25 protein-coding genes and 1 pseudogene are annotated in these 25,426 nt (G+C 66.8%); 9 read left to right on the top strand and 17 right to left on the bottom strand.

The window, feature by feature from the left end; genetic code table 11:
* Nucleotides 1–10: 10 nt before the first annotated feature.
* The 3 genes from M3A49_RS03965 to M3A49_RS03955 all read right to left on the bottom strand — a co-directional run bounded on the left by M3A49_RS03965 (nt 11) and on the right by M3A49_RS03955 (nt 3,832).
* On the bottom strand, nt 11–727 hold the full coding sequence (locus M3A49_RS03965; protein WP_266227554.1) for a (2Fe-2S)-binding protein: 717 nt from the start codon (nt 725–727) through the stop codon (nt 11–13).
* A 353-nt stretch (nt 728–1,080) separates the two neighbouring features.
* Complete coding sequence (locus M3A49_RS03960; RefSeq protein WP_266227553.1) at nt 1,081–2,733, bottom strand: FAD-dependent oxidoreductase; 1,653 nt, start codon at nt 2,731–2,733, stop codon at nt 1,081–1,083.
* 163 nt (nt 2,734–2,896) lie between these two features.
* Nucleotides 2,897–3,832, bottom strand: a complete 936-nt coding sequence (locus tag M3A49_RS03955; RefSeq protein ID WP_266227552.1) for a LysR family transcriptional regulator — start codon at nt 3,830–3,832, stop codon at nt 2,897–2,899.
* A gap of 97 nt (nt 3,833–3,929) precedes the next feature.
* Here M3A49_RS03955 and M3A49_RS03950 point away from each other — a divergent pair, with 97 nt between their 5' ends.
* Entirely contained in the window at nt 3,930–5,000 is a 1,071-nt protein-coding gene (locus tag M3A49_RS03950) for a zinc-binding dehydrogenase (RefSeq protein WP_266227551.1), read from the top strand.
* Nucleotides 5,001–5,083: 83 nt separating this feature from the next.
* Here M3A49_RS03950 and M3A49_RS03945 read toward each other — a convergent pair whose 3' ends face one another.
* Nucleotides 5,084–6,376, bottom strand: coding sequence for an aspartate carbamoyltransferase (locus M3A49_RS03945; protein WP_266227550.1), 1,293 nt, complete (start codon nt 6,374–6,376; stop codon nt 5,084–5,086).
* A gap of 451 nt (nt 6,377–6,827) precedes the next feature.
* On the opposite strand from M3A49_RS03945, the gene dapA reads away from it, so the two are divergent.
* Complete coding sequence (gene dapA, locus M3A49_RS03940) at nt 6,828–7,682, top strand: 4-hydroxy-tetrahydrodipicolinate synthase (RefSeq protein WP_266227549.1); 855 nt, start codon at nt 6,828–6,830, stop codon at nt 7,680–7,682.
* Between the two features lie 192 nt (nt 7,683–7,874).
* On the opposite strand, the pseudogene M3A49_RS03935 reads toward dapA, so the two are convergent.
* The 6 genes and pseudogenes from M3A49_RS03935 to M3A49_RS03910 form a co-directional block, all read right to left on the bottom strand.
* Nucleotides 7,875–8,105, bottom strand: a pseudogene (locus M3A49_RS03935) (DUF2866 domain-containing protein); the annotation flags it as partial.
* Nucleotides 8,106–8,369: 264 nt separating this feature from the next.
* On the bottom strand, nt 8,370–8,570 hold the full coding sequence (locus M3A49_RS03930; protein WP_028202533.1) for a DUF3562 domain-containing protein: 201 nt from the start codon (nt 8,568–8,570) through the stop codon (nt 8,370–8,372).
* A 257-nt stretch (nt 8,571–8,827) separates the two neighbouring features.
* Entirely contained in the window at nt 8,828–9,889 is a 1,062-nt protein-coding gene (locus tag M3A49_RS03925; protein ID WP_266227548.1) for an alkene reductase, read from the bottom strand.
* Between the two features lie 100 nt (nt 9,890–9,989).
* Nucleotides 9,990–10,313, bottom strand: a complete 324-nt coding sequence (locus M3A49_RS03920) for an ArsR/SmtB family transcription factor (RefSeq protein WP_028202531.1) — start codon at nt 10,311–10,313, stop codon at nt 9,990–9,992.
* A gap of 107 nt (nt 10,314–10,420) precedes the next feature.
* Nucleotides 10,421–11,701, bottom strand: a complete 1,281-nt coding sequence (locus M3A49_RS03915) for an MFS transporter (protein ID WP_266227547.1) — start codon at nt 11,699–11,701, stop codon at nt 10,421–10,423.
* A gap of 26 nt (nt 11,702–11,727) precedes the next feature.
* Nucleotides 11,728–13,176 (bottom strand): M20 family metallopeptidase, encoded by a 1,449-nt coding sequence (locus tag M3A49_RS03910; protein WP_266227546.1) that lies wholly within the window; start codon nt 13,174–13,176, stop codon nt 11,728–11,730.
* 134 nt (nt 13,177–13,310) lie between these two features.
* On the opposite strand from M3A49_RS03910, the gene M3A49_RS03905 reads away from it, so the two are divergent.
* Nucleotides 13,311–14,210 (top strand): LysR family transcriptional regulator, encoded by a 900-nt coding sequence (locus M3A49_RS03905; RefSeq protein WP_266227545.1) that lies wholly within the window; start codon nt 13,311–13,313, stop codon nt 14,208–14,210.
* Between the two features lie 12 nt (nt 14,211–14,222).
* Here the strand turns inward: M3A49_RS03905 and M3A49_RS03900 are convergent, their stop codons facing one another.
* Nucleotides 14,223–14,804: a cytochrome b gene (locus tag M3A49_RS03900; RefSeq protein WP_254357087.1), complete on the bottom strand. Its 582-nt coding sequence runs from the start codon at nt 14,802–14,804 to the stop codon at nt 14,223–14,225.
* Nucleotides 14,805–15,066: 262 nt separating this feature from the next.
* On the opposite strand from M3A49_RS03900, the gene M3A49_RS03895 reads away from it, so the two are divergent.
* A complete protein-coding gene (locus tag M3A49_RS03895) occupies nt 15,067–16,545 on the top strand; it encodes a methyl-accepting chemotaxis protein (protein ID WP_266227544.1) in 1,479 nt (492 codons plus the stop codon).
* 166 nt (nt 16,546–16,711) lie between these two features.
* Nucleotides 16,712–17,149 (top strand): hypothetical protein, encoded by a 438-nt coding sequence (locus M3A49_RS03890; protein WP_266227543.1) that lies wholly within the window; start codon nt 16,712–16,714, stop codon nt 17,147–17,149.
* 194 nt (nt 17,150–17,343) lie between these two features.
* On the opposite strand, the gene M3A49_RS03885 is transcribed toward M3A49_RS03890, so the two are convergent.
* Nucleotides 17,344–18,030 carry an NADPH-dependent F420 reductase gene (locus M3A49_RS03885; protein WP_266227542.1) on the bottom strand — a complete coding sequence of 229 codons (687 nt, stop codon included), beginning with the start codon at nt 18,028–18,030 and terminating at the stop codon, nt 17,344–17,346.
* Between the two features lie 103 nt (nt 18,031–18,133).
* On the opposite strand from M3A49_RS03885, the gene M3A49_RS03880 reads away from it, so the two are divergent.
* Entirely contained in the window at nt 18,134–19,120 is a 987-nt protein-coding gene (locus tag M3A49_RS03880) for a LysR family transcriptional regulator (RefSeq protein ID WP_266227541.1), read from the top strand.
* Here M3A49_RS03880 and M3A49_RS03875 read toward each other — a convergent pair whose 3' ends face one another.
* The gene (locus M3A49_RS03875; protein ID WP_266227540.1) at nt 19,121–19,954 is read right to left on the bottom strand and encodes an isocitrate lyase/PEP mutase family protein; all 834 of its coding nucleotides are present in this window, start codon (nt 19,952–19,954) and stop codon (nt 19,121–19,123) included. It lies immediately after the preceding gene.
* 302 nt (nt 19,955–20,256) lie between these two features.
* Here M3A49_RS03875 and M3A49_RS03870 point away from each other — a divergent pair, with 302 nt between their 5' ends.
* Nucleotides 20,257–21,252 (top strand): LacI family DNA-binding transcriptional regulator, encoded by a 996-nt coding sequence (locus M3A49_RS03870; RefSeq protein ID WP_254358218.1) that lies wholly within the window; start codon nt 20,257–20,259, stop codon nt 21,250–21,252.
* Between the two features lie 6 nt (nt 21,253–21,258).
* Here the strand turns inward: M3A49_RS03870 and M3A49_RS03865 are convergent, their stop codons facing one another.
* Nucleotides 21,259–22,005, bottom strand: coding sequence for an IclR family transcriptional regulator (locus tag M3A49_RS03865; protein ID WP_266227539.1), 747 nt, complete (start codon nt 22,003–22,005; stop codon nt 21,259–21,261).
* 199 nt (nt 22,006–22,204) lie between these two features.
* Here M3A49_RS03865 and M3A49_RS03860 point away from each other — a divergent pair, with 199 nt between their 5' ends.
* On the top strand, nt 22,205–23,392 hold the full coding sequence (locus M3A49_RS03860) for a pyridoxal phosphate-dependent aminotransferase (RefSeq protein ID WP_266227538.1): 1,188 nt from the start codon (nt 22,205–22,207) through the stop codon (nt 23,390–23,392).
* Here M3A49_RS03860 and M3A49_RS03855 read toward each other — a convergent pair.
* The 3 genes from M3A49_RS03855 to M3A49_RS03845 form a co-directional block, all read right to left on the bottom strand.
* Nucleotides 23,389–23,793 (bottom strand): nucleotide triphosphate diphosphatase NUDT15, encoded by a 405-nt coding sequence (locus tag M3A49_RS03855; RefSeq protein WP_266227537.1) that lies wholly within the window; start codon nt 23,791–23,793, stop codon nt 23,389–23,391. The two genes, M3A49_RS03860 and M3A49_RS03855, sit on opposite strands and share 4 nt — an antisense overlap.
* Nucleotides 23,794–23,893: 100 nt before the next feature.
* Complete coding sequence (locus M3A49_RS03850; protein ID WP_069261806.1) at nt 23,894–24,127, bottom strand: hypothetical protein; 234 nt, start codon at nt 24,125–24,127, stop codon at nt 23,894–23,896.
* A gap of 38 nt (nt 24,128–24,165) precedes the next feature.
* Complete coding sequence (locus M3A49_RS03845; protein WP_266227536.1) at nt 24,166–24,630, bottom strand: Lrp/AsnC family transcriptional regulator; 465 nt, start codon at nt 24,628–24,630, stop codon at nt 24,166–24,168.
* 136 nt (nt 24,631–24,766) lie between these two features.
* On the opposite strand from M3A49_RS03845, the gene M3A49_RS03840 reads away from it, so the two are divergent.
* Nucleotides 24,767–25,393 (top strand): LysE family translocator, encoded by a 627-nt coding sequence (locus M3A49_RS03840; RefSeq protein WP_254358224.1) that lies wholly within the window; start codon nt 24,767–24,769, stop codon nt 25,391–25,393.
* Nucleotides 25,394–25,426 lie beyond the last annotated feature (33 nt).

Genomic DNA, 25,426 nt, shown 5'->3' with positions numbered 1-25,426 from the left:
GCCTCCGTGCTCAGGCGCTGGCCGTGTGCGCGTCGCGCACGGCGGCCACGATGTTGACATAGGCGCCGCAGCGGCAGATGTTGCCGCTCATGCGCTCGCGTATTTCGGCATCGCTCAGTTGCGCGGGGCGTGTGCGCACGTCGGGCGTGGCGGCGCTCGCTGCGCCTGCCGCGAATTCGCTCAGGCATGCCGTTGCCGAACACAACTGGCCCGGCGTACAGAAGCCGCACTGGAAGGCGTCGTGCTCGATAAAGGCGCGCTGCACGGGACTCAACGTGGCCACGCCCGCGAGCCCTTCGACCGTGGTGATGCGCTGGCCTTCGTGCATCACGGCCAGCGTGAGGCAACTGTTGATGCGCCGTCCTTCGACGAGCACCGTGCAGGCGCCGCACTGGCCGCGATCGCAGCCCTTCTTCGTGCCGGTGAGGCCCGCATAGTCGCGCAGCGCATCGAGCAGCGTGACGCGCGGTTCGATATGCAGCGCGTATGCGCGGCCGTTGATGTCGAGCCGGGCCGGTTGCGCGGGCGCGGGCGGCGGCGCTTCGGTTGGGGCCGTGGCCGGCGGCGCATTCTGTGCATGCAGATGAGGCGTCGCGCTCAACGCGGCAGCGGCGGCCGCCGATTGCAGGAAGCGGCGGCGTGCGACGTCGGCGGGCGCGCGGGAGGGGGAAGCTTGGGAGGCGTCGTCGCAATCGCACGGCGCATCGAGGGGACGTTCGTTGGACATGACGATTTGCGGACTCCAGGATGAAGACGGAACATAATCCGGGACTTCAGGCGCTGGCCGCGCGGGGTTGCGCAGGGCTTCGTCGCGCAGCGGCGCGCTTCTTTCGTGAAGCAATTCCGATGCCGCGGTGGCTCGGCCGGGCACTGCAGAACTGCAAATTGCACTTCTCGAACACGAAAGTAAAGCGCTTACGCGTGAATTTTTCGCTGCCTGGTGCTTGATGGCGCAACGCTGTCGCATGGCTGACGCCAGCCCGGCGCGAAGCTGGCGTCGTGGACAGAAACGCAATGCGGCAAGCGGTAAAAGCGTATTGAAAGATCGTGCGCGGCGCGAGCGCGTTGCTTCGCGCAACGCTATGCGCGGTCTTCCTGAAGGTAACGATGCACGAAGGCGATCGCCATGCTGCCTTCGCCAACGGCAGAGGCTACCCGCTTGACCGGGCTCAGCCGCACGTCGCCGCAGGCAAAGATGCCGGGTACGCTCGACTCGAGCAGGTAAGGATCGCGCCGGTGCGACCAGCGCCCGGCTTTCACGCTATCGTCGCCGGTCAGCACGTAGCCGCGCTTGTCGCAGGCGATCTCCTGCGGCAGCCAGCCCGTTTCCGCGTCCGCGCCAATGAATACGAACAGGCCGCCACATTCGCGGCGGCTCACGCTTGCGCTGGCCGTATTGAGCACGTCGATGGCGTCGAGATGCGTCTCTCCATACACGCCGACCACTTCCGAATTCAGTTCGACGCGGACGTTCTCCTTTCCCACCAACTGCTCGACGAGATAGCGCGACATCTTGTTCTCGAGCGACTCGCCGCGCACGATGAGCGTCACGCCGCGCGCATGATTGGCGAAGTACAGCGCGGCCTGTCCCGAAGAATTGCCGCCGCCGATCAGATACACGTCGAGTCCGTGCGTGCCGCTCGCCTCACTGCGCGCCGCGCCGTAATAGATGCCTTTGCCGATGAAGCGGTCGAAGCCTTCGATCGCAAGACGCCGCCAGGTGACGCCCGTCGCGAGAATGAGCGTGTGCGCGCGCACCACGTCGCCGCCGTCGAGGTGGACTTCGCGCGCGGCGGTATCGACGCGTGCAACCGCGCGCGTGACGAGGATTTCGGCGCCGAGGCGCCTTGCCTGCTGCAACGCGCGGCTCGCCAGTTCGTCGCCGGAAATGCCGCCAGGAAAGCCCAGATAATTTTCGATGCGCGAAGAGGTGCCCGCCTGGCCCCCCGGGGCTTCACGCTCGACCACAATGGTACGGAGTCCTTCCGACGCACCATAGACAGCGGCAGCAAGGCCAGCCGGGCCGCCGCCGATAATCAGCGTGTCGTATTCCGCGAGACGCGGCTGGGTTTGCAGCCCCAGGCGTTCCGCCAGGTCGCGCGTCGCGGGGCGGCTCAGCAGGGTGCCGTCGGCGAGGCGCAAGGCGGGGCAGTGCTGGTCCTCGGGGCAGGGCCCGTTCCAGCGTGTTTTGAGTTCGGGCGCGTCGGGCGTCATCCACTCGCAGCTGATCTGGTTGCGCGCGAGAAATTGGCGGAGGTTCGCGCAAGCCGGGTCCCAGCGCGCGCCAACGAGCGTGACGCGTGTTTTCGGCGGCTCCGCGGAAAGGCCCTGCAATCCGCCTATGCGTTCGCGGGCGAGCGCGCCCATGCGCGTGGCGACGTCTGACGAGGCGGCGGCGAGCGCGTAGTAGTGCTGCGCGTCCACGCGCATGACGCGCGAGGGCACGGCTGCGCGATACGCGCCGGGAAACGGCGAGCTGAGCGCAAGCGGCACCTCACCGAAGATCGTGCCGGGCAAGCGCCATCCAAGCGTGCGCTCGATGCCGTCAAAGAGCTTGACGACCTCCATCTTGCCGGACAGCACGGCATAGAGCGCACGCTCGCCGCCTTCGTGCACGGCGTACTCACCGGGACTCAGGTGCAGGTCCGCGGAGGTGTGGGCGAGGCGTTCGAGTTCGGCTTCGGGAAGCGTGGAGAACAGCGGGATCGCGCGGATTTCGTCTGTGGTCAGCATGGCTTCGCAAGTCGCGGACAAGCAGGAAACGACGATGGGACAGCGGCGCGGGGACCGGGCCTTCGTGTTGCGGCGCGGCCGTTTTTTTGACATCTCATGCAGTATAGGCGGCGCGCATGCGGACAATCGCCGAATTAATCGACTGACGAATTGCGCACGAGTGTCATTCAAGAGGATCGCTAACGATGTCGTCGGTGTCTAGTGCAGCCACGGCCTCGCGCAGCCAGACGAGCGCCGGATCGGCGTGATTGCGCGGATGCCATGCCGCATGCATCGAAAAGCCGCGTGCCTCGAACGGCAGCTCGAACAGGTCCACGCGGTCCTCGTGGCGTGCGATGAGCCGGTAAGGCAGCGTCGCCACGTAGTCCGTGCGCGCGAGCACCTCGGGCACGAGCGTGAAATGCTGAACCGAGTGCGCCACGCGGCGGCGGCGGCCAAGCGCTTCGAGATGCTCATCCATGAAGCCGAAGAAGCTCGCGCCGCTGGTCGAAACGAGCACGTGCTCGAGCGCGCAATAGCTGTCCAGGTCGAACGGGGCCGCGCCGCGCGGGTGGCCTTTGCGCTGCGCCACGACGAAGCGTTCGTCGTAGAGCTTTCTGGCCTTCAGCGTTGGCGGCACCTGCTGCGCGGAGCCGAGCAGTAAATCGATTTCGCCGCGCTCGAAGCGCTCCGCGAGCGACCCGGATTCAATGGCGATGAACGCCAGCTGCAGTCCAGGTCCGGCCAGACGCGGCCACGCGATCATCAGCGGCAGGCCGAGCACGGCCACGCACTGGTCGCTCGCGGCGACCACAAAGCGCCGCATGCCCGTGAGCGGATCGAACGCGGGCTCGCGGCGCACCACCGTTTCGAGCGTCTTGAGCGCCGCATGCAGCGGCTCCATGAGTTCGAGCGCGCGCGCCGTGGGCGTCATGCCGCGGCCATTGGCGGCGGGAATGAGCAGCGGGTCGTCAAAGAGCTGGCGCAGCCGCGCGAGCTGCGCCGAAACGGCCGGCTGCGTGAGATTCAGGCGCGCGGCGGCGCGCGTCACGTTCGACTCGGCGAGCAGGGCGTCGAGCGACACGAGCAGGTTCAGGTCGACGCCAGAGAGATCAATCACAGTGATACGTGGAATGTCGGCAATTGATTTCAAGAATACGTCTTGCTCGCCTAGAGTTCAATCCGTCAGATGCGCACCCTTTCTGCTAGGAGAAGCCATGAAAGCCTGGATGCTCGATCAACCCGGCCAGCCGCTCGCACTGCGCGACGTGCCGCAACCCGAACCGCGCCGCGGCGCGTTGCTGGTGGGCGTGGAGGCCGTGCCGCTCCTGAGCTATACGCGCCAGTACGTGCAGGGCAAGCTGCCCTACGGCTACCCGCAGGGGCCGTTTTCACCGGGGACCAACGGCATCGGCCGGGTGCTCGCCGTCGGCGCAGGCGTGTACGGCTATCGCGTCGGCCAGCGCGTGGCGCTGAGCCCCTACTGGGTTGCCGACGAAGCGCTGCGCGAACCCGCCCAGGCGCTGCTCGGGCTCACGGCGATCAGCCCGGACAGCGCGCCCATGCTCGGCGATTTTCCGCACGGCACGCTGCGCGAGGCGGTCGAGTTTCCGGCCTCGACGGTGTTCCCGCTCGATGGCCTCGATCACGTCCCCTCGGCGCAGCTCGCGGCGCTCGGCAAGCTCGTGGTGCCGTTCGGCGGCCTGCGGCGCGGCCGGCTCGCGGCAGGCGAAACCGTGGTGGTGAACGGCGCGGCCGGCGCATTCGGCTCGGCGGCCGTGCTCGATGCGCTCGCACTCGGCGCGGGCCGTGTGGTGGCGCTCGGGCGGCGCGCGGCGGCGCTGGCGCCGCTCGCGAAGCTCGGCGGCGCACGCGTGGTCACCGTCGCGCTCAGCGGCGAGATGGCGCGCGACGTGGAGGCGATCCGTGCCGCCGCGAACGGCGGCGCCGATCTCGCCTTCGACATGGTGGGCCACGCCAGCGACCCGGGCGCCACGCTCGCCGCGCTGCGCAGCCTGCGCCGCAACGGCCGCATGGTGCTGATGGGCAGCATGGAGGTGGAGTTGCCGATCAAGTATGGCGAGATGCTCATCAACAACTGGGAGCTGATGGGCCACTTCATGTACAGCGGTGCGGACTACCGTGCGCTGATCGCGCTCGTGCAGTCCGGGCAGCTGCCGCTCGAGGCGATCGACGTGCAGCGCCACGCGTTCGATGCGCTGGAGAGCGCGATCGACGCGGCGGAAAAGGCGCAAGGGCTGACCTGCGTGACGGTTTGCACGTCGTAAATCGTTTGAGCACGCCATAAACAAATCGGCCCGCAAGTGCGCTTGACGCTTGCGGGCCGCTGACGTTGCGAGTGCAACGACGCTCAGTCGATGCCGTGGAACACGGCGTCGTCCGGGCCGAGGTACGCGGGCGGACGCCACACGGCGTCGCGCATCGAGTGCTGCACGAGATTTTCCACGCCCAGCAGTACCGCGAAAATCGCCATGCGCACCGGAATGCCGTTGTCGGTCTGGCGGAAGATCGCAAGGCGCGGGTCGTGGTTCAGATCGGTCGAGAGATCGTTGGCGCCCGGGCGGCTGTCGCGCGGCAGCGGGTGCATCACGAGCGTTTCGGCGCTGCAGCACTCGTCCATCAGCGCCTGGTTGATCTGGAATTCGGGCGTGTAGCCTTCGAACGACTCGTCGGCGAAGCGCTCCTTCTGGATGCGCGTGGCGTACACCACGTCCGCGCCGCGCAGACCCGCGCGCAGATCATGCGTCTGCTCGACTACGTGGCCGTTGGTCGAGATCTTGTCGACGATGTATGCCGGCATTTCGAGCTGCGGCGGCGAAATGAGCGTGAACTTGATGCCGCGATAGAGCGCAAGCAGTTTCACGAGCGAGTGCACCGTGCGGCCATACTTGAGGTCGCCCACGAGCGCGATATGCGCGCCGTCGACGATCTTGCCGAGGCGCGAGAACTCACGCTGGATCGTGTAGAGGTCGAGCAGCGCCTGGCTCGGGTGCTCGCCGGGACCGTCGCCGCCATTGATCACGGGGATGTTCACGGCGCGCGCGAATTCGGCCACCGAGCCTTGATCAGGATGCCGAATCACCAACGCATCCACGTAGCCGGCCATCACGCGGCTCGTGTCGTAGATCGATTCGCCCTTGGCCATCGAAGAGAACGTGAAGCCGGTCGTGTCGCACACCGAACCGCCCAGGCGGCAGAACGCGGCGCCAAAGCTCACGCGTGTGCGTGTGCTGGCCTCGAAGAACAGGTTGCCGAGCACCGCGCCTTCGAGGACGCGCGAGATTTTCCGGCGGCGCGCGATGGGCTGCATGATGTCGGCCACGCGGAACAGGGCTTCGACGGATTCGCGCGCGAACTGGTCGACGGAAAGCAGTTGCGGCTTGCCCTCGAACTGCATCTGACTGGCGAGCGAACGCGAATCTACGCTTTGCGTATAGTCTTCGCGCGGCTCGCCGTTGCCGACGATTTCCGAAACGAAGCGCTCGACGATCTCCGGCATGGCGCGCGATTCCTGCGACTCTTCGGGCAGCAGCCATGTGTCGAGCGCACGACGCGACACGCCGATGCGGCTCGCAAATGCGTCGCGGGTCATGTTCAGACGCCGCATGGCGTCACGGAGGAAGGATTGTTGCGGAACGCTCATGCTGGCACCCGTGATTGCTGGTTAATGTACGCGGTGCGTATATTAGTTCGGTGGCGCGAGAAGTCAAGTTCTTTTGTCGGAAGAGCACTCGAGAGACCTTGCCGCGCGAGTGAGCGCGTACCGCGCGCGTAGCACGTCGCCTGCTGGCGCGCGCCCGAACACGTGCGATCTCGTTTACACTGCGCGACATGCTACGTAACCCGCTCCGCCACGATCTGCAGAATGTCACCGCCGCCACGCGCGCGGTGCCGTCGCTCGCGCAGGCCGCAACGGTGTGGGTGAAAGCCAAAGCCAAAAAACAGCCGCTCATCTGACCGGAGTCTGCTGTTCCGTCAGATGTGCGACGGAACAGCCAGCCGAAGGCGCCCTGCCTTCCGCCTCACTCCCGGCTTGCTTCCCTCCTGCGCACCGCTGAACGGGCCTTCCATACGGTCGAGTTCAAGGGAAAGTCATGTCTGAGTTTTCGGGTATCTGGATTCCGCTCATCACGCCGTTCAACGCCGGTGCAGTCGATCATGCTGCGCTCGACGCGCTCGTGCGCCACTACGTCGAGGCCGGCGTGGCCGGCTTCGTCGCGCTCGGCACGACCGGCGAGCCCGCCGCGCTGAGCGACGCGGAAGCGGACGACGTGCTCGCCACCGTACTGGCGTCGGCGGGCGGCCTGCCGGTCGTGGCGGGCGTGAGCGGCAATCATACGGCGGCCGTCTGCGAGCGGATCGCGGCGCTCAACGAGCGGCCCATCGCCGGTGTGCTGGCGGCTGCGCCTTACTACATCCGCCCTGCGCAGGCGGGCGTGATCGGCCACTTCGCGGCGCTCGCCGATGCGAGCCGCAAGCCCCTGATCGTCTACGACATCCCCGCGCGTACGGGCGTGCGAATCGAGTTGCCGAGCCTGCTCGAACTCGCCGCGCACGAGCGCATTGTCGCGGTGAAGGACTGCGGCGGCTCGCTCGACAAGACGCTTGCGCTGATTCTCGACGGCCGTTTGCAGGTGCTCTGCGGCGAGGACATCGACATGTTCGGCGCGATGTGCGCGGGCGCGAGCGGGGCGATTGCGGCGTCGGCGCATTGGCGCCCGGAGCGTTTCGTGGGGATGGCGCGCGCGCTGCGGGAAGGGCGTCTCGCCGATGCGCGCGCGATCTGGCACACGCTCGTGCCGCTCGTGCGCGCGGCGTTCGCGGAGCCGAATCCGGGGCCGGTGAAGGCGGGGCTGGCTGCGTGCGGGCTGATCCGCAATGAACTGCGCGCGCCGATGACGCGTGTGAGCGGTGAACTGGAGGCGTCGCTGGCGCGCCTCGTGGTTTGACGCCGCCCGTGCGGGAAGGAGGCGTGGCGGGATGAGATGCTGGGGGAGGAAGCGCGGCGCGTGCCGCCGCGAGTACGCCGCCCGAAAGCGGCGCCTCTAGCGCGCCGCGCGTGCGTTTGCGGCGCTGGACGCGCGACGGCGGCGCGTGCGAGGGCGTTCGACCGCGGCGGGTTCGCCGTTTAGCAAAATGCGGCGGCCGGGCACGTGCTGCGCGACGAGGCGGGCGATGTCGAGCGCCGTGCTTTCGGCGGGCACGACCTGGCGGCGGGCGCTGTCGTCGAGCGGCGTCGTCCATTCGACGAGCCGGTAGGCGCGGCCCCACGGATGCTGGAGCGGCGTGGAGACCCGGCACGACGCGACTGTCGAAGCCGCGCCATCGCGCAGCAGGGACTGCAGGTGCACCAGCACATCGTCTTCAACCATGACCTCGCTCCTCCTAGGCTTGCCGCACAAAAAAACGCCGCCGATCTTCCGGCGGCTCAACAGGGGTTGACCCTATGGTTGCAGCAAAGAATTAAACCAACCTTAAGAGAGGAAGTTGGGCGATGCGTGCCGGGGTGTGCCCGAGTGGGCCAATGCATGCGACGGTGCGAGCCCTATGCGGGCGCGCACCGCCCAGAAAAACGCGGCGGGGTGGAGCGGCCGGCCTCTGTGTGGCCGGCGCAAAGACAAGCTGACAGGCGGTGACTAGTGCGGCTTCGTTCCATTTTGCCGCAGCGTCGCGCGTGTCTTGCGCGCGGCGAAAAGCGGCAGATAGTCCTGGATGCGCGCTTGCGCTCGATATTCATTGAGCGTGTCGGCGTAGATGCGCGCGACCGTTTCTTCCGGCGTGTTGGTTTCTTCGGCGATGGTATGGACGATCTCGGAAGCGTCGGCGGTCTTCGGCATGACTTGGCTCCGATCAGCGAGGAGGGTTGGTAGGCGGCTTTGTATTCAAGGATATCCGGGCGCGGGATACCAATTGAATCCGCCTATCGAGCAAAATCGCCGCACGCACGTCGAAAGCGTGATCTGTCTGAGCTTTAACGCCCGCTCGCACGCGAGTCCCGTATTTTCAGGACTTCCAGCGAAAAACGGCCACGGCGAGACAGAATGCCTGCGCCGTGGCCGCCTGGTGGCATGCGGCCATGGGCCGCATGCGTTCTTTACGCCGCGCTTTCGAGCGACGGGTAGTCCGTGTAGCCCGTTTCGCCGCGCGCGTAATACGTCGACGGATTCGGCGCGTTGAGCGGCGCGTTCAGTTCGAAACGGCGCGCCAGATCGGGGTTCGCGATGAAAAGCTGACCCCACGCGACCGCGTCGGCTTCGCCTGCGGCGAGCACGGCCTGCGCCGATTCGAGCGAGAACCTTTCGTTGGCGATGAACGGACCGCCGAATTCGGCTTTCAGCTGCGGCCCAAGACGGTTGTCGCCAAGCGATTCGCGCGCGAACAGGAACGCGATTTTGCGCTTGCCGAGCTCGCGCGCTACATAACCGAACGTTGCCGCCGGATTCGAATCGCCCATCGTGTGGGCGTCGCCGCGCGGTGCGATATGCATGCCCACGCGATTCGCGCCCCACACATCGATACACGCGTCGGTGATTTCGAGCAGCAGGCGCGCGCGATTTTCGATCGAGCCGCCATAGGCGTCCGTGCGCTGGTTGGTGCTGTCCTGCAGGAACTGGTCGAGCAGATAGCCGTTCGCGCCGTGAATTTCCACGCCGTCGAAACCGGCCGCCTTCGCGTTGACCGCGCCCTGGCGGAATGCAGCGATCACGCCGGCGATCTCTTCGGTTTCGAGCGCGCGCGGCGTGACGAAGCCGCGCTGCGGACGCACGAGGCTCACGTTGCCTTGCGGCGCGATGGCGCTGGGCGCCACCGGCAGGTCGCCGTTCAGGAACACAGGGTCGGACACACGGCCCACGTGCCACAGCTGCATGAAGATGCGGCCGCCGGCGGCATGCACCGCATCAGTCACGATCTTCCAGCCTTCCACTTGCTCTTGCGACCAGATGCCAGGCGTTTCGGCATAGCCGACGCCTTGCGGCGTCACCGAGGTCGCCTCGCTGATGATGAGGCCGGCCGTGGCGCGCTCGGCGTAGTACTTCGCCATGAGTTCGTTGGGCACGCGCACTTCACCTGCGCGTTGACGCGTGAGCGGGGCCATGATGATGCGGTTCGGCAGCGTGAGGTCGCCGATCTGGATGGGGTCGAAAAGCGTTGCCATGTAGGGTCACCTTGTCTGCGGGCGCGGCCCGCGGGCTGAAAAGCGATACGGGAATCGAAACGGACGATGCAAATCCAGCGGATGTTTCGTCGCCGGGCAATCACAACTGCGCGTTCATATGGGCGATAAACGCCTCGATGACCGGCTCGTTGCGCTTGAAGAACACCCACTGCCCCACGCGTTTGGACGTGACGAGTCCGGCCTTCTGCAACACGGCCAGATGGGCGGACACCGTGGATTGCGAAAGCTCGCAATGCGCGTCGATCTTGCCCGCGCAAACGCCGTTTTCGAGCGGCAGCGCCTGGTCGCCGAAGTGCATCTGCGGCTCGCGCAGGCACGCAAGAATCTCGCGGCGCACGGGATTGGAGAGCGCCTTGCAGATCGCGTCGACGTCCAGATCGGGAGTGGTAGAGGGGTTCTTCATCGAGGCTGCATCGTAACTGTCCGAATCATATATCGGAATTCTACGATATGGGCGATGACACTGATTTCAATAGGGTTGTCGACACATTTCCCTTTTCCTCGCTCGATTTACGCCGTCGCCCGCTGCGCAACCGTGGCCGCGACGCGCACGCGGCTTACATACGCCAGCGCGGACAAACTGATCATGGCGGTCGCAATCAGCCAGTAACTCGGCGCGCTCTTGTCGCCGGTGGCGCTCAGCATCCACGTGACGATGGCCGGGGTGAAGCCGCCGAATACGGTCACGCCGATGTTGTAGCCGATCGACATGCCGGTGGCGCGCGTCGCGGCCGGGAAGATTTCGGCCATGAGCGCGGGCAGGGCGCCGAAGTAGATCGACTTCAGGAGCGCGAGCCACGCAATCAGCACGAAGAGCGGCACGGCACTCGCATGGCTGGTCGCCCAGGCGAAGCCGGGGTAGGCGCTCGCGAGAAAGAGGAGCGCCACGCAGATCATCTGCGTGCGCCGCCCGATGCGGTCGGACAGATGCCCCGCGAACGGCGTGACGACGGTGAGAATCACGCCGCCCGCCATTGTCGCCGCGAAGCCGGTTGCCGCTGGCAGATGCAGCTGGCGGATCGCGAACGTGGGAATGTATTGCAGCAGATAGTTGACCGCCGTCGAGACGGTCATCAGGCCGATCGCCGTGAGCACGAGCCGCTTTTGCTGGCCCAGCACTTCGCGCACGGGCGTTTCGGTGCGCGCGGTGCGCTTGAAGTCCTCGGCGTCTTCAATGAAGCGGCGCAAATAGAGACCCACGGGACCAATCAGTAATCCAAAGAAAAACGGCAGACGCCAGCCCCAGGCCGCGAGGTCGGCAGGCGCCATGAGGCGGGCGAGACCATAGCCGAACGAGGCCGCGAGCAGTGTGGCGAGCCCTTGCGTGGCGAATTGCCAGCTCGCGAAAAAACCGCGCCGGTGCGGCGCATGCTCGATCAGCATGGCCGTGGACGCACCGAACTCGCCGCCCGCCGAAAAGCCCTGGATGAGCCGCGCGGCGAACACCGCGAGCGGCGCGGCGAGACCTATCGTCGCGTAGTCGGGAATCAGCGCGATGATCGCTGTGCCGACCATCATGAGGCTGACCGAGAGCATCAGCGCGGCCTTGCGTCCGCTGCGGTCGGCATAGGCGCCGAGCACCGCGCCGCCGAGCGGCCGCACGAGATACGACGCGCCAAAGGTGCCGAACGTGAGCAGCATCGAAACGGATTCGTTGACCGCCGGAAAGAAATGCTTGCCGATGTACACCGCGAAGAACCCATAAATGGCGATGTCGAACCATTCGAGCGCGTTGCCGGCGGACGTGGCGATGACGAGCCTCGCAAGGCTCACGGGTTGTTTTGCGGACATGGCGGCAGGCACCTTTATCTTGGTCGTCAGGCGAGGGCGTCGGTGGGTTGCGTCGCGTGCGCTTTCGCCGATGCGCGGGTCGCGGCGAGACGCGCGGCATCGTCGCCGAGGTCCCACCAGAGTCCGGCCATCACGGCGAGCGCCTCGCGCGCGACGGAGCCGAGCAGGTGTTCATTTGGCGCGTGCTGCGCGCAGGCCGGATACGAGTGCGGGACCCAGAGCGTCGGCAGGCCGAGCGTGTACGCGAATACATCGTTCGGCACCGTGCCGCCGAGGTTCGGCAACAGCGCGGGCTTCTTTCCAGTCGACGCACGCAGTGAATCGAGCGCCCAGTGCACCCAGGCATCGTCGGGGTCGAGCCGCGTCGCGGCGGACGTCTGCGTGACCCGCACCTGCACGTCGTCAAAGCCAAGCCGCGCGAAGTGCGCTTCGAGATGCTCGCCCACGCGCGCGGCGTCCGTGCCCACCACGAAGCGCAGTTGGCAAGTGGCCTTGGCCGTGGGCGGGATCGCGTTGACCGGCGCATCGGGGTTGCCGGTCTTGAACGCGAGCACTTCGAGCGTGTTCCAGGCGATCACGCGCTCGGTGGGCGTGAGGCCAGGCTCGCCCCAGTCGGGATCGATCGCGGGGGCGTCTTCGTCGCCGCCGAGCACGATGTCGCCAAGCGCCTCGCGCACGCTCGCAGGCACGGGCGGCGGACGCAGCCCGTCCACGGCGATGGCGCCGCGCCGGTCGACCAGGCTCGCGATCGCGTGCGACAACACGACGGCCGGATTGCGCAGCGCGCCGCCCCAGTTGCCCGAGTGATGCGCGCCACGGCGCAGATCGACGAGCAGTTCGAACGTTACGCCGCCGCGCGAGCCGAGGAAGAGTGTGGGGCGTTCGGCCAGCACGCGGGGGCCGTCTGAGGCGATGAACACGTCCGCCGCGAGCGCGTCGCGATGGGCCGCGCAAACCGCGTCGAGGCCCGGCGAGCCGATTTCCTCGCCGGTTTCGAAGATCAGCTTCACGTTGTAGCCGAGCTTGCCGCCGCGCGCGTCCAGCACCGCGGCGAGCGCGGCGAAGTTCACGGAGTGCTGGCCTTTGTTGTCGGCGGTGCCGCGGCCATACCAGCGGTCGCCTTCCACGGTGACGGTCCAGGGCGCGAGACCTTCGCGCCACTGCTCGTCGTAGCCGCGCACGACGTCGCCGTGGCCGTAGGTCAGCACACCCGGAAGCGCAGGGTCTTCGATGCGCTCGGCGATCAGAAACGGCGCGCGCCCGCCCGCGGGATTCTCGACCACGCGGCACGTGAAGCCGAGCGGCGTGAGGGAGGGCATTACCTCGTCGGCGAGGTAGGCGACGAGCGCGCGGGCCTGCTCCGGATTCTGGCTTTCGGTGCGAAAGCCCACGCGGCGCTGGAGGTCGGTGAAGAACGCGCCGGAATCGTAGACGCGCACGGCGCGGTCGATGGCGGTTTGTCGGGTCTCGTTCAAAAGGGCTCCTCTCATGCCTGGGTGCGGGGAATGAAAGCAGTCTAGGAACGTCAAAAATTCGCAACAATTTCAAAATTTGCGGATAGCATTGCCGAAATGGCAACGCAATGAACGCCCACTGAGCGGATAAGCCGATGCTCCATGGAATCGCCTTGCGCTACTTCGTCGAGGTCGCGCGCACCGGGTCGCTGGCCGCGGCCTCGGAGAACCTGCACGTCGCCGTTTCGGCGATCAGCCGGCAGATCAGCAAGCTGGAGGAAGACGTCGGCACGGCGCTCTTCGAGCGCATGCCGCGTGGGATGGTGCTGACCGAATCGGGCGAGCGGCTGGCCGAGCACGCGCGGCGCGCGCTGCTGGAGGGCGACGCGGTGCTCGCCGAGATCGCCACGGCCAAGGCGCTCGGGCACGGCATCGTGCGAATCGGCTGCACTGAGGGCTTTACGCGCTCGTTCCTGCCCCACGTGCTCGCGCAGCATCACGCCGCCGCGCCTCACGTGCATTTCAATCTGCGCTCGGGCACGCCTTCGCAGGTCGAGCAGTGGGTGGCCACGGGCGAGGCGGACCTGGGGCTGGCGTTTTCGAGCGGCGACCCCGCGAAGGTCTACGTGCAGTACAGCGCACAGGCGCCGGTCTGCGCGCTGCTCGATCCGGGGCATCCGCTGGCGCAGCGCGCCTCGCTCACGCTCGCGGACCTGCGCGACTATCCCGTCGCGCTGCTCGAGCGCGGCAACACGGCGCGCCAGCTATTCGACGAGTGCTGCGCTCGGCACGGCATCAAGCTCGAGCCCATCCTCACGAGCAACAATTCGAGCGCCTTGCATGCGTTCGCGGCGCTGGCGGGCGCGATTACGCTCGGCAGCCGGCTCTCGCTTTCGGGCCTCGTGGACGATCTTTCGCTGGTGGCGAAGCGCTTCGACGAACCCACGCTCAACCAGCGCAACCTGTGTGTGATGACGATGCGCGACCGGCGACTTTCGCGCCCCATCGAGGGGGTGCTGAGGGCCCTGATCGTGGCGATCGAACGCGCGTTGTGATGACCCGGCGCGTCAGCGGTTGCCCGCGCGCCCCGTCATGCGTCCCAGGATGTCCACGCGCTGCACCAGTTGATGGTAGATCACCGCGAGCACGTGCCCGGCGATCAGTACGTACGTCAGGTACGCCAGCCAGTAGTGGACCTTCGAGCCGAGATGGCCGAGCGCCTTGTCTGCCGGCACGACGGCGGGAACCTGAAACAGCCAGAACCAGTTCACCGGATGGCCGCCGCCATACGAGTTGATATATCCACTGATCGGCATGGCAAAGAGAATCAGATACAGCAAGCCATGACCGATATGCGCGAGCTTCTGCTCGAACGCCGGAATGCGTTGCGGCAGCGGCGGCGCGGAGCCGGAAAGCCGTGTCACCACGCGGATCAGCGTGAGCAGCAGGACGGTCAGGCCAATCGATTTGTGGAAATTCACCCAACTGCCGCGCGACGGGTCATGACGGTCCATCGTCGTCATGTACCACGCCACCGGGATCACCACGAACATGCATAGCGCCGTCAGCCAATGCAGCACGCGTAGCGTCAAGCCGTAGGTGGGACGTGCGAACGACAACGCGGAAACGGAGTGTGGGCTTCGGGACATGGTAAAGGCCTTTTCGCAGTCGAATTGACCAAGCCTGCCACAAAAACGGCTCTGCGGAACATCCCCGGCCGATGCAGTTTTGTTAGGTCCCGTTACAACGGCTGTCGCCAAAATGACATTGGATGATAAGTCAACCAGAATTCTTCGATGGATTTCCCTTATCTAGTTGTCGGTTGACCTGCCGATAAATGCGTAAAGTGATTCGGCTTGTCTGTCTCACCTTGGCCGTAAGTTGCATTGTCAATCAGGAGTCGGGAATTCCATGTCCAGCAATTTCGCAGAAGCCCCGTTTGGCGAGGCGTACGCCGCAGCCAATGCCGCTCGCCGGCGAGCGGCCGTCGAAAGCCCGCTCATGAACGCGCGCAAACGAGCCGACAGGGCTTGCGCGCTGGTCAACTGGATTCTTCTGGCCGGCGCCTTGGGGATCGGCTGGCACTTCGACGCGCTCACACCCGTGCTCGTCGTCGGATTGCCGCTGGCGCTCGTGTCCACGCTGCTCGCACTTGCCCTGCCGGGGCACAAGATCGCCAGGATGGGTTCCGCGCTCACCTTCATGGGCGGCGCGGCCCTTTTGATCGACGTGGGGGGCGGGCAGGACGAGTTTCACTTCGTGGTGTTCATCCTGCTTTCGCTGCTGCTTGCCTATCGCGACGTGCAGGTCGTGCTGCTCGCTACCGGCTTCATCTCCGTCCAGCAACTCGCGTTCAACTATTTTCAGGCGTGGGGCTGGCCTGTCAGAGTCTTTGCGCAGACGGGCTTCGATGTCGTGGCGCAGCACTGGGCGTTTCTCTGGCTGCAAACCTTGTTCATCGCGGCGATTTCGGCGCGCCAGGAGCGCGACGCGAACATTGCGGGCGAACTCGCGGCCATGTCGGAGGGGATCGGCCAGGCTTCGGGCTACATCACGCTGAGCGAGCAGGCGCGGCCCGCAAGCGACGTCGCCGGCGCATTCCACGCCACGCTCGCGGCCGTGCGTAAGACGCTGCTGCAGGTGCGCGATAGCGTGAGCGAAGTTTCGGAGTCCGTAGCGGGAACCAGCGCGCGTAACGCCGTCCTTTCGGAGCGGACCGGGCAGCAGCGCCGTTCGCTCGAAGGCATGGTCGCGGCAATGGAGCAGCTCAAGCAAAGCGTGCACGAGAGCGTCGATCACGCAATGACGGCCAGCGCGCTGGCGGGCTCGGCGAGCGAGGTCGCGACGCAGGGGCGCGGGGCGATCAAGGCGGTGATCGAGACGATGGGCGACATTTATCGCTCGTGCGAACGCATTACCGACATCATCGGCGTGATCGACGGCATCGCGTTCCAGACCAACATTCTCGCGCTCAACGCTTCGGTCGAGGCAGCGCGTGCGGGCGATCAGGGGCGGGGGTTCGGGGTGGTGGCGGAGGAGGTCCGCACGCTGGCCCAGCGCAGCGCCTCGGCGGCGAAAGAAATCCGGGTGCTGATCGGCGAGTCGGTCGATCGCGCCCGCACGGGCAATGGTCTCGTCGAAAGCGCGGGCAACACGGTGGGCGAGGTGCTCGAAAGCGTCACGCGCCTGTCGGCCATCGTTCACGAGATGGCGACGGCCTCCGGCGCGCAGCGCGCGGGCATCGACCAGATGGGCGAGAACATCGCCGGTATCGACGCGGCGATACGCGAAAACGCGGCGCATGTCGCCGACACGGTCGAGCAGGTCAGGCAGCAGCATCGCCAGACAGAGCTGCTCGCCAGCGCGGTCAAGGTGTTCCGGCTGGATTGAATGTCCTCGCGAGCGATTTCAGGGAGCGACCCTTCGGCGTGGGCGACCGTCCGTTCTGCCGGACCATTTTGTTACACCTCTTACGGCGCTTGGCCCATGGCGTTACAAAGCCCTTTCGCGTTGGCCGCTATACTCGGTTCCGTCTCAAAAACGTAAGAGAACAACTATGTCGAAGAAAATCATCCAGATGGTTGCCGTTGCTGCGCTGACTGCTGCGGCCTCGCTGCCGGCGCTGGCCGGCGATATGAACAACGCACTGGGTGGCGCGCTCGGCGGCGTCGCCGGCGCTGCCGTAGGTGGCGCCGTGGGCGGCAGCACCGGGGCGGTGATCGGGGGCGCGGTGGGCGGCGGCGCGGGTGGCGCGGTCACCTCGAATCGTCGCGAGCGCACGGGCGCCATCATCGGCGGCGCGCTCGGCGGCGGCGCGGGCACGGCGGCGGGCAACGCCATGGGCGGCCGCACGGGCGGCCTGATCGGCGCGGCAGTGGGCGGCGGCGCAGGCTCGGCGCTCGGCGGCAATATCTCGCGCTCGAACTCGTACGCCGACGACTATTCGCGCGGCTATCACGGCAAGCACCACAACAAGCACCGTCACTACGACTAAGCACAGCTTGCCAGGCGCAACGGCGACGCCCCGCTGCGCCTCGTTATTTCGCGCCGCCGCCTCCGGCGGCGCTCGCCGGGCCGTTCTGGCCCGCGCGGAACCTCCTCCCCTCTCGAGTTCGACCTCATCCGGGTGCCGGCGGCTTCGCGCTATTTGATTCGGTATGCCAGGCGATTGCCCGGCTTCGGTGAGCGTCAATCCTGCCGCGGTTTGCGTCGCCATGAGCCATGCGGCAGCTCCTTGTCGCGCTCGGCCGCGGCGAGCGCGGCGCGCAGTTGCGTGTGGTTCAGTGCAATGCAGTAGGCAGGTTTTGCGCGCTCGAAGCGCCAGCTATCGGCAAGCGAACCCGCGTCGAGCGCGTCGAAATCGAGCTGTGCGTGCAACGCGGCCACGAGTGCCTTCGCCGCTTCGTCGTCTGCCGCGACCGGTAGCGCGCGCCGTCCGCCAGCGACAGGCGGCCGCTCTTCGCGCGGCAGGTCGTACGCAAGAATCGCACTGAACGCCTTGACCACCCGTGCGCCACTGAGCTGCAGCGCAACGCGCTCGCTCGTGGCCTCGCGGTGTTCGTCGAACGCAGCAATGGCGCCGTCGCGCGCCGGATAGTAATTCATGGTGTCGATGACGACTTTGCCGGTGAGTGCTTTGATCGGTATCTCGCCGAGCGCGGCCAGCGGCAGCGCCGCGATCACGATCTCGCCGAACGCCGCGGCCTGCTCCAGCGTGCCGATCCGGCAGCCCAGCGCCGCCGCTTCTCCCGCGCGCGCCTTCGGATCGCGCGACGAGAGCATCACCTCATGCCCCGCCTGCGCGAGAAGTTTGCCCAGCGTCGAGCCGATCTCGCCCGCGCCGAGAATGCCGACAGCCAATCGATGTTCGTTCATGGGAAGCCCCGTGGTTTGCTATGGAGACCCCAGCGTAGCGCCGAAACTCCCATGCGATAATCGGACATCCGGGTGAAACACTTGAAATGGCGGGTTTCCAATCGTGGACAAATTGACCAGCATGACCGTGTTCGTGAAGACCGCCGAATCCGGTTCGTTTACGGCGGCGGCGCGCATGCTCGCGATGACGCCGCAGATGGCGGGCAAGCACGTCGACGCGCTGGAAAAGACGCTAGGCGTGCGCCTGTTGCAGCGCTCGACGCGCAAGCATGCGCTCACGGAAGCCGGCCGCGCCTATTTCGAAGCCTGCCGCCGCGTGCTCGAAGAGGCGGCCGCCGCTGAGGCCGTCGCACTCGCACAGACCGCCCACCCGCAAGGCACGCTGCGCGTGACGGCGCCCGTCGCGTTCGGCGCCTTCCGGCTTGCGCATGAAATCAAGGCCTTTCTCGCAGATTGCCCGGACGTGAAGGTCGATCTCGTCCTGAGCGACCGGCAGTTCGACCTCTTGCAGGACGGTTTCGATGTCGCGTTTCGCATCGGCGCGCTGCCCGACTCGCAACTGGTCGCGCGGCCGCTCGCGCCCTATCGGCTCGTGCCGTGCGCCGCGCCGGCTTATCTCGCCGCACACGGCACGCCGGCGCATCCGCGTGAACTCACGCGGCACGTGTGCCTCGATTATGCGTTCGACAGCTTTCCGGCGCCCCAAACGTGGATCTTCAAGGACGGCGACACACAGATCGAAGTCGAGCCGCGCGGCCAGCTGCGCAGCAACGACACCCGCGCGCTGATCGCGGCGGCGGAGGCGGGCGTGGGAATCGTGCTGGCGGGCGAGCCGAACCTCGCGCCGTCGGTGGCGGCGGGGCGGCTCGTGCCGCTGCTCGAGGCGTATGCCGCGCCGGTGCGGCCGATGCATCTGCTTTACGCGGATCGCCGCGCGCAGGCGCCCAAGCAGCGCGCGTTCGTGGCGTGGGCGCTGGCGTGCTTTGGCGAGGCCGGCAGCGTCACCGGCGCGCGGGCGCCGGCGTCGCCACATGTTCGTCGTTCGGTGCGCAAGCCGCGCGCGCCACGCACCATCACGCCCGCAGCGTAGTCAGGTCTCGCTACGGAAGGCGGCGTTGAGCGTCGCACCGGCGGCCGCGCCTTCGAAGCCGTCGAAACGCCCTTCATTGAGCCGTTGCGCCGCATGCATGAAAGCGCCCCACGCGGTGCGGGCGAGCGCGCCGCCCACGCTCACGCGGCGCACGCCGAGCGCGGCGAGATCGTCGAGCGTGAAGGCCGACTTCGCGCCGATCAACACGTTCACGGGCTTCGGCGCGACAGCGGTGACGACGGCCACGATCTGCTCGCGCGTCTGGATGCCGGGCGCATAGAGGCAATCCGCGCCCGCCTGCGCGTACGCCTGCAAGCGCGCGATGGCGTCGTCGAGGTTGGGCACGCCGGCCACAAAGTTTTCCGCGCGGCCAACTAGCACGGTGTCGCCGCCGCGCGCGTCGATGGCGCGGCGCGCCGCGCGCATGCGCTCGACGGCGATCTCGATCGGCAGCAGCGGCGCTGCGTCGTCGCCGGTCGAGTCTTCCACGGAAAGCCCGGCGACGCCGGTCTCGACGGCGAGGCCCACGCTTGCTTCGACGCCTACGGGATCCGTGCCGAAGCCGCTTTCGAAGTCGGCGTTCACGGGCAGGTCGGTGGCCGCGACGATCTCGCGCAGGTGCGCGAGGATCGCGTCGCGCGGCAGCGTGTTGTCGGCATGCCCGCGCGACCATGCGAACCCGGAGCTGGTGGTCGCGAGCGCCTTGAAGCCGAGGCCCTGGAGATAGCGTGCGCTGCCCACGTCCCACGGATTCGGCAGCACGAAGCAACCGGCGGTGTGCAGTGCGCGAAACTCAGCGCGTTTCTCGGCAATGGTGCGGGCGGGTCCTGACATGGCAAGTTTCCTCCTGGCTCGTGGGTGTGCGGCGGGGCGTCTGCGCGGGCGTGCGCATCCTCCGGCGCCGGTCACCGATTGTGACCGAATTCCTGGATTCCCGAATCGAACGGCGCTCGCTTGCGCAGCGATTTTGCACAAAGATAAGGATCGCGAATTAAATGAACGCCTACGAAGGCGATGGTATGCAACGGCGCGAAACGAGGAAAAGAACGGCGCAGCCGTTATGATATGCGTTCTTTTTATTTTGCCGTCCAGCCGCGATGTCCAAAACCAGCGCTCCGAAAGCCACGCCGCCCCGCATGTCCGATGTCGCTCGTCTCGCGGGCGTTTCGAAAATGACGGTGTCCCGCGTGATGGCGGGGCGCAGCGCGTCGGAGGCGACCCGCGAACGCGTGCAGCGCGCCATCGACGAGCTGGGCTACGTGGCCGATGCGGCGGCCGGCGCGCTTTCCTCAGGGCGCTCGTCGTTCGTCGCGGTGCTCGTGCCATCGCTTTCCAGCTCCAACTTCTCGGACACCGTGAGCGGCCTCACCGCGGTGCTTGAACCGCAAGGGCTCGAACTGCTGATCGGCGATACCGACTACTTCCTCGATCGCGAGGAGCGTCTCGTGCGCCAGATGCTGCGCCACCAGCCGCGCTGCATCGCGCTCACGGGCGCACAGCATACGGACGCCACGCGCACGCTGCTGCAGCGCTCGGGCGTACCGGTCGTCGAGATGTGGGATCTGCCCACGGAGCCGATCGACATGGCCGTGGGCTTTTCCAACGTGAGCGCCGCGCGCGAGATGGTGCGCTATCTCGCGGACAAGGGGCATAGCCGCATCGGCTTTCTAGGCGGCGCGGGCGACCTTGACCGGCGCGGTCTCGACCGGCTCAAGGGCTTTCAGATGGAAATGAAGGCGCTCGGGCTCGAAAGGCACCGCGTCGTCCAACTCGGCGACTCGCCGGTCACGATGAGCCACGGCGCGCCCGCCATGGCCGAGCTGCTCGAGCGCTGGCCCGACACGCAGGCCGTGATGTGTGTGAGCGACATGTCGGCGTTCGGCGCGATCATGGAGTGCCAGCGGCGCGGCGTCAGCGTGCCCCGTGATATGGCGGTTGCCGGCTTCGGCAACTTCGAGATCGCGGCGTGCTGCCATCCGGCGATCACCACGATTTCGGTCGATGCCTACGGCATTGGCCAGCGCACGGGCGAGGCGATCGTCGCCGCCCTCGCGGCAGTGGACGGCGCGGGCGCGTCGCATCCCGTGAAAACACGCATTCAGTACACCGTCGTGCCGCGCGCGAGCGCTTGAGCCTCTTCAAAGCCCCTTGGCGATACGCTGCGCCATCTCGACCACCGCGATGGCGAGCCGCTTTTCGCGGCGAGCGTCGAGCCGCTCCAGCGGCAGGCTCGCGCTGACCGCCACACGCTTGCCAAGCGCCGTCACGCCGACGAACGCCGCGAAGCACGCGATGCCCGCCGTCACTTCTTCCCGCTCGTGCGCGAGGCCGGAGCGGCGTATCGCGGCGAGCGCCGCTATGAGGTCCTGCTTGCGCGTGATGGTGTTGGCCGTCACAGCGGGAAGCTGACGCGGCAGGATGGCGTTGACTTCATCATCGGAAAGGCTGGCGAGCAGCGCCTTGCCCAGCGCGCTGCAGTGCGCCGGTAGCCGCGAGCCGAGATCGGAGACGAGACGCACGGGCCGCGCGGGGTCCTCGCGCGCGAGATACACGACCTCCGCGCCGTCCAGCACCGCAAGCTGAACCACTTCGTTATGCGTCGCGACGAAAACGGTCGCTTCCTGGCGGAACACTTCCTGGAGCCGATCGTGCCGCACGTAAGTGCTGCCTAGCTCGAACAACGTGAGGCCGACGATATAGCCGTCGGTGCGCTTTTCGATCCAGCGCCGGCGCTCGAGCGAGTCGAGCATTAGATAGAGCGTGCTGCGCGAGAGGCCAGTGGCCTGCGCGATTGCCGCTGCTCGCATCGGGCCTTGAGCGTGCGCGAGCAGGTCGAGAATATCGTGTATGCGCCGGAGCGCCGGAACTTCATAGGGTGAGGACATGGAGCCGCGCGGCGGATTTGCCGACCAAAAGATCATCCAACAGGCTGGAAATACTAACACCACGTTGGATACCCGTATGAGCGCATCGACATTTCTCAGTGGCATCGTTCCTTGGTATCGTTGCACACACGAATCAACGGAAACGGTTTGAACGCCACGACGCGCGAGGCGCGCCGTATGTTCGGGAGAGTCGCGAAAGATGAAGTATTCGAATCTGGTCGAGCGGTTGCAGGGCCGTCGCACGACGGCGTGGGAGATCCATCACGCAGCGGTGCAGGCCGCGGCGCGTGGCGAGGACGTGATCGTGCTGAGCGTGGGCGACCCCGACTTCGGCACGCCCGCGCCCATCGTCGAGCGCGCCGTGGCCGCGCTGCGCGAGGGCGATACGCACTACTCGGCCATCCTGGGCCGCGAGCCGCTGCGCGAGGCAATTGCGCGCGAGCATGCTCAGCAGAGCGGGCGCGCGGTCGGCGCGCAGAACGTGATTCTCTGCGCGGGCGCGCAGAACGGCTTGTTCGCATCGTCGCTCTGTTTGCTGGAGGCCGGCGACGAAGTGCTCGTGCCCGAGCCGATGTACCTCACCTACGAGGCCGCGATCCGCGCGTCGGGCGCGACGCTCGTGCCGGTGCCCGTCGATCCCGAGAACGGCTTTCATCTCGACTGCGACGTGCTCGATGCCGCCGTCACGCCGCGCACGCGCGCGATCTTTTTCGCGACTCCGTGCAACCCCACCGGCGCGGTGATGCCGCGCGCGCACCTCGAACGCGTCGCGCAACTGGCGAAGCGGCACGACCTGTGGGTGCTCTCCGACGAGGTCTACGCTGACCTCACGTTCGAGCGCGAGCACGTGAGCATCGCCGCGCTCGACGGCATGGCTGAGCGCACGGTCACGCTCGGCAGTCTCTCGAAGTCGCATGCCATGCCGGGCTGGCGCCTGGGCTGGGTGATTGCGCCGGAAACGATGATTGCGCATCTGGCGCGGCTCGCGCTCTGCATGCTCTACGGGCTGCCCGGTTTCATTCAGGAGGCGGCGATCACGGCGCTCGACAACCGCGCGCCGATCGTCGCGCAGATGCGCGAGATCTATCGCCGCCGGCGCGACATCGTCTACGAGCGGCTGGCGGGCGTGCCGGGTCTCAAGTGCCTGTTGCCGGAAGCGGGCATGTTCATGATGATCGACATCCGCGGCACGGGCCTCGACACGCAGGCGTTCACCTGGCAGCTGTTCGAGGCGCAGAAGGTTTCCGTGCTCGACGCAAGCGCGTTCGGCGAGACCGCGAACGGCTATGTGCGGCTGGGTTTCGTCGTGGACGAAGCGAGGCTCGTCGAGGCCTGCGAGCGCATCGCGGCGTTTGTCCGGGAGCGCGCCGCGGCCGCGACGCGCTAGCGGGTCTCGAAGTAGAGGCGGGTGGGCTCGAACAGATCGGCGGGCAATGCATCCCGCGTGAACCACGCCCACCGCGCGCACTTGTCGGGCTCCGCGACGACTGGCGTGCCCGGCGCGGCGGCCTCGACGAACAGCGTCACATGACGCACGCGGCCGGCTTCGAGCCAGCCGCTGGCCCAGCCGGCGGCTTGCGCCTCGATCATTTCCAGGCCGGTTTCCTCACGCAGCTCGCGTGCGGCCGCGGCGAGCGGATCCTCACCGGAGTCGACCTTGCCGCCGGGGAACGCCCACGTGTCGCGTCCCCATGCGCTTTTGCGCAGGCCGAGCAGCCACGCGTCGCCGTTGCGTACGACGACGCCCACGCCGAGCACGGTGACGGGAGCGTTCAAGTCATCAGTCATGCTTTGTCGATATTGATCTGGAATCCGAATCAATGGCGAAGCCGATCGCAGGCTGCACGCCGCTCTGCCTTTGCGGGGCGCGCAGCAAAAGCGGGCAGGTTCAGCGTTCGCCGTCGAAGAGATCGTTGAGCATCTCGTCGAAGGCGGCCTGGGCGTCTTCCAGTTCCTGGAGCGCCATGTCGAAGGTCTGCAGCGCGAACTGCGACGGCTTGCCGTCGCCTTCCGGCGGAAACTGCGACTGCAGCGAGGTGAACGCCGACTTGACGCGTTGGGTCGCGGTCAGTACGCGCTCCATGGCGGCGGCTTCTTCGGCTCGTGCCTGTTCTGGGGTCATCGAAAGCTCCGTTCTTGCGTGAATGGGGTTGAGTGCGTTCAGGGCAGGGGCAGTCCGCCCTCGGCCTTCACTTCGCGCAGCGACAGCGCCGATTCGACCGAGGTGACGCCGGGCAAGCTGCGCAGCTGGTCGCGCATGAAGGTGCCGTAGTCGTCGAGATCGCGAGCCACTACCTGCAAAATATAGTCGGCCGTGCCGGATACGTTGTGGCACGACAGAATGCGCTCGATCGCCAGCACCTCGCGCTCGAAGCGGTCGGCCAGCGCGCGGTCGTGCACGGCGAAGCGCACCGAGACGAATCCCACCACGCCATAGCCGAGCGCGCGGCGCGAGAGCACGGCCTGGTAACGCTCGATATAGCCGTCCTGTTCGAGGCGCTTGAGGCGCCGCGCGCACGGCGTTTCGCTCAGGCCCACCGTTTCGGCGAGCCGTGCGTTCGGCATGCGCCCGTCGGTTTGCAGCGCGCCGAGTATCGCCCGGTCGAGTTTGTCGAGGTCGCTCATGGCGGTTAGGGGAGTTCTGGTGTGAGTTCGGGAATCTTAGCGTATTCCACTATTCTATGGCTAAAGTGGTATGAAAATCGCCATAAATCGCTCTGCGTGTAGCGGCAAGATAGAGCCTCTTTCACGCGAGGCCAACATGATTTCCGCCCACCTGCTGTTGATGTTCATTGTCGCCCTGATTATCGTCTGCGCGCTGCCCGGCGCCGACATGGCGCTCGTGATGCAGACCAGCATGAGCCGCGGCACGCGCAGCGGCTTCGCGGCGGCCTGCGGCCTGGGACTCGCGCGCGCGACCCACGTGACGCTTTCGGCCTGCGGTCTCGCGGCCTTGCTGCGCAACGCGCCGTGGCTTTATGAGGTCGTGCGCTACGTGGGGGCGGCGTATCTCACGTGGATCGCCGTGCAGATCTTCCGCGCACCGGCGTTCGCGATGCCCGAGCAGGAGGGCGTGGCCGTAGCGCGGCCGCTGCGCGCCGATTTCGCCAAGGGCCTGCTCACGAACCTGCTGAATCCGAAGGCGCTGCTGTTCTGCTCGGTGCTGCTGCCGCAGTTCATCCGGCCCGAGGCGGGCTCGGTCTGGCTGCAGGTGTCGGTGCTGGGCGTGCTGCTGGTTGCCGTATGCGCGCTCTTCGACGTGATCTACGTGCTGGGCGCCGCGCGCATCGCCGTGTGGTTGCGCGGCCATCCGCTGGCGCAGACGGTCCAGAAGTGGGCGTTTTCGTCCGCGTTGATCGGCTTCGCGCTGCGGCTCTCGCTCGATTAACGCCGCTGCCGGGAACGACCGTTGCGAGAAGGC

The sequence above is a fragment of the Paraburkholderia sp. CNPSo 3076 genome, from assembly GCF_026343935.1.
Lineage (GTDB): Bacteria > Pseudomonadota > Gammaproteobacteria > Burkholderiales > Burkholderiaceae > Paraburkholderia > Paraburkholderia nodosa.
The sequence above is the reverse complement of the archived record's forward strand: the minus strand, read 5'-3'. Positions and strand labels throughout refer to the sequence as shown.

Bases quoted from the DNA above. Each gene is read 5' to 3' on its own strand.
- M3A49_RS03965 (WP_266227554.1), bottom strand. From the start codon at position 727: ATGTCCAACGAACGTCCCCTCGATGCGCCGTGCGATTGCGACGACGCC.
- M3A49_RS03960 (WP_266227553.1), bottom strand. From the start codon at position 2,733: ATGCTGACCACAGACGAAATCCGCGCGATCCCGCTGTTCTCCACGCTT.
- M3A49_RS03950 (WP_266227551.1), top strand. From the start codon at position 3,930: ATGAAAGCCTGGATGCTCGATCAACCCGGCCAGCCGCTCGCACTGCGC.
- M3A49_RS03945 (WP_266227550.1), bottom strand. From the start codon at position 6,376: ATGAGCGTTCCGCAACAATCCTTCCTCCGTGACGCCATGCGGCGTCTG.
- dapA (WP_266227549.1), top strand. From the start codon at position 6,828: ATGTCTGAGTTTTCGGGTATCTGGATTCCGCTCATCACGCCGTTCAAC.
- M3A49_RS03930 (WP_028202533.1), bottom strand. From the start codon at position 8,570: ATGCCGAAGACCGCCGACGCTTCCGAGATCGTCCATACCATCGCCGAA.
- M3A49_RS03925 (WP_266227548.1), bottom strand. From the start codon at position 9,889: ATGGCAACGCTTTTCGACCCCATCCAGATCGGCGACCTCACGCTGCCG.
- M3A49_RS03920 (WP_028202531.1), bottom strand. From the start codon at position 10,313: ATGAAGAACCCCTCTACCACTCCCGATCTGGACGTCGACGCGATCTGC.
- M3A49_RS03915 (WP_266227547.1), bottom strand. From the start codon at position 11,701: ATGTCCGCAAAACAACCCGTGAGCCTTGCGAGGCTCGTCATCGCCACG.
- M3A49_RS03905 (WP_266227545.1), top strand. From the start codon at position 13,311: ATGCTCCATGGAATCGCCTTGCGCTACTTCGTCGAGGTCGCGCGCACC.
- M3A49_RS03900 (WP_254357087.1), bottom strand. From the start codon at position 14,804: ATGTCCCGAAGCCCACACTCCGTTTCCGCGTTGTCGTTCGCACGTCCC.
- M3A49_RS03895 (WP_266227544.1), top strand. From the start codon at position 15,067: ATGTCCAGCAATTTCGCAGAAGCCCCGTTTGGCGAGGCGTACGCCGCA.
- M3A49_RS03890 (WP_266227543.1), top strand. From the start codon at position 16,712: ATGTCGAAGAAAATCATCCAGATGGTTGCCGTTGCTGCGCTGACTGCT.
- M3A49_RS03885 (WP_266227542.1), bottom strand. From the start codon at position 18,030: ATGAACGAACATCGATTGGCTGTCGGCATTCTCGGCGCGGGCGAGATC.
- M3A49_RS03875 (WP_266227540.1), bottom strand. From the start codon at position 19,954: ATGTCAGGACCCGCCCGCACCATTGCCGAGAAACGCGCTGAGTTTCGC.
- M3A49_RS03870 (WP_254358218.1), top strand. From the start codon at position 20,257: ATGTCCGATGTCGCTCGTCTCGCGGGCGTTTCGAAAATGACGGTGTCC.
- M3A49_RS03865 (WP_266227539.1), bottom strand. From the start codon at position 22,005: ATGTCCTCACCCTATGAAGTTCCGGCGCTCCGGCGCATACACGATATT.
- M3A49_RS03860 (WP_266227538.1), top strand. From the start codon at position 22,205: ATGAAGTATTCGAATCTGGTCGAGCGGTTGCAGGGCCGTCGCACGACG.
- M3A49_RS03855 (WP_266227537.1), bottom strand. From the start codon at position 23,793: ATGACTGATGACTTGAACGCTCCCGTCACCGTGCTCGGCGTGGGCGTC.
- M3A49_RS03850 (WP_069261806.1), bottom strand. From the start codon at position 24,127: ATGACCCCAGAACAGGCACGAGCCGAAGAAGCCGCCGCCATGGAGCGC.
- M3A49_RS03845 (WP_266227536.1), bottom strand. From the start codon at position 24,630: ATGAGCGACCTCGACAAACTCGACCGGGCGATACTCGGCGCGCTGCAA.
- M3A49_RS03840 (WP_254358224.1), top strand. From the start codon at position 24,767: ATGATTTCCGCCCACCTGCTGTTGATGTTCATTGTCGCCCTGATTATC.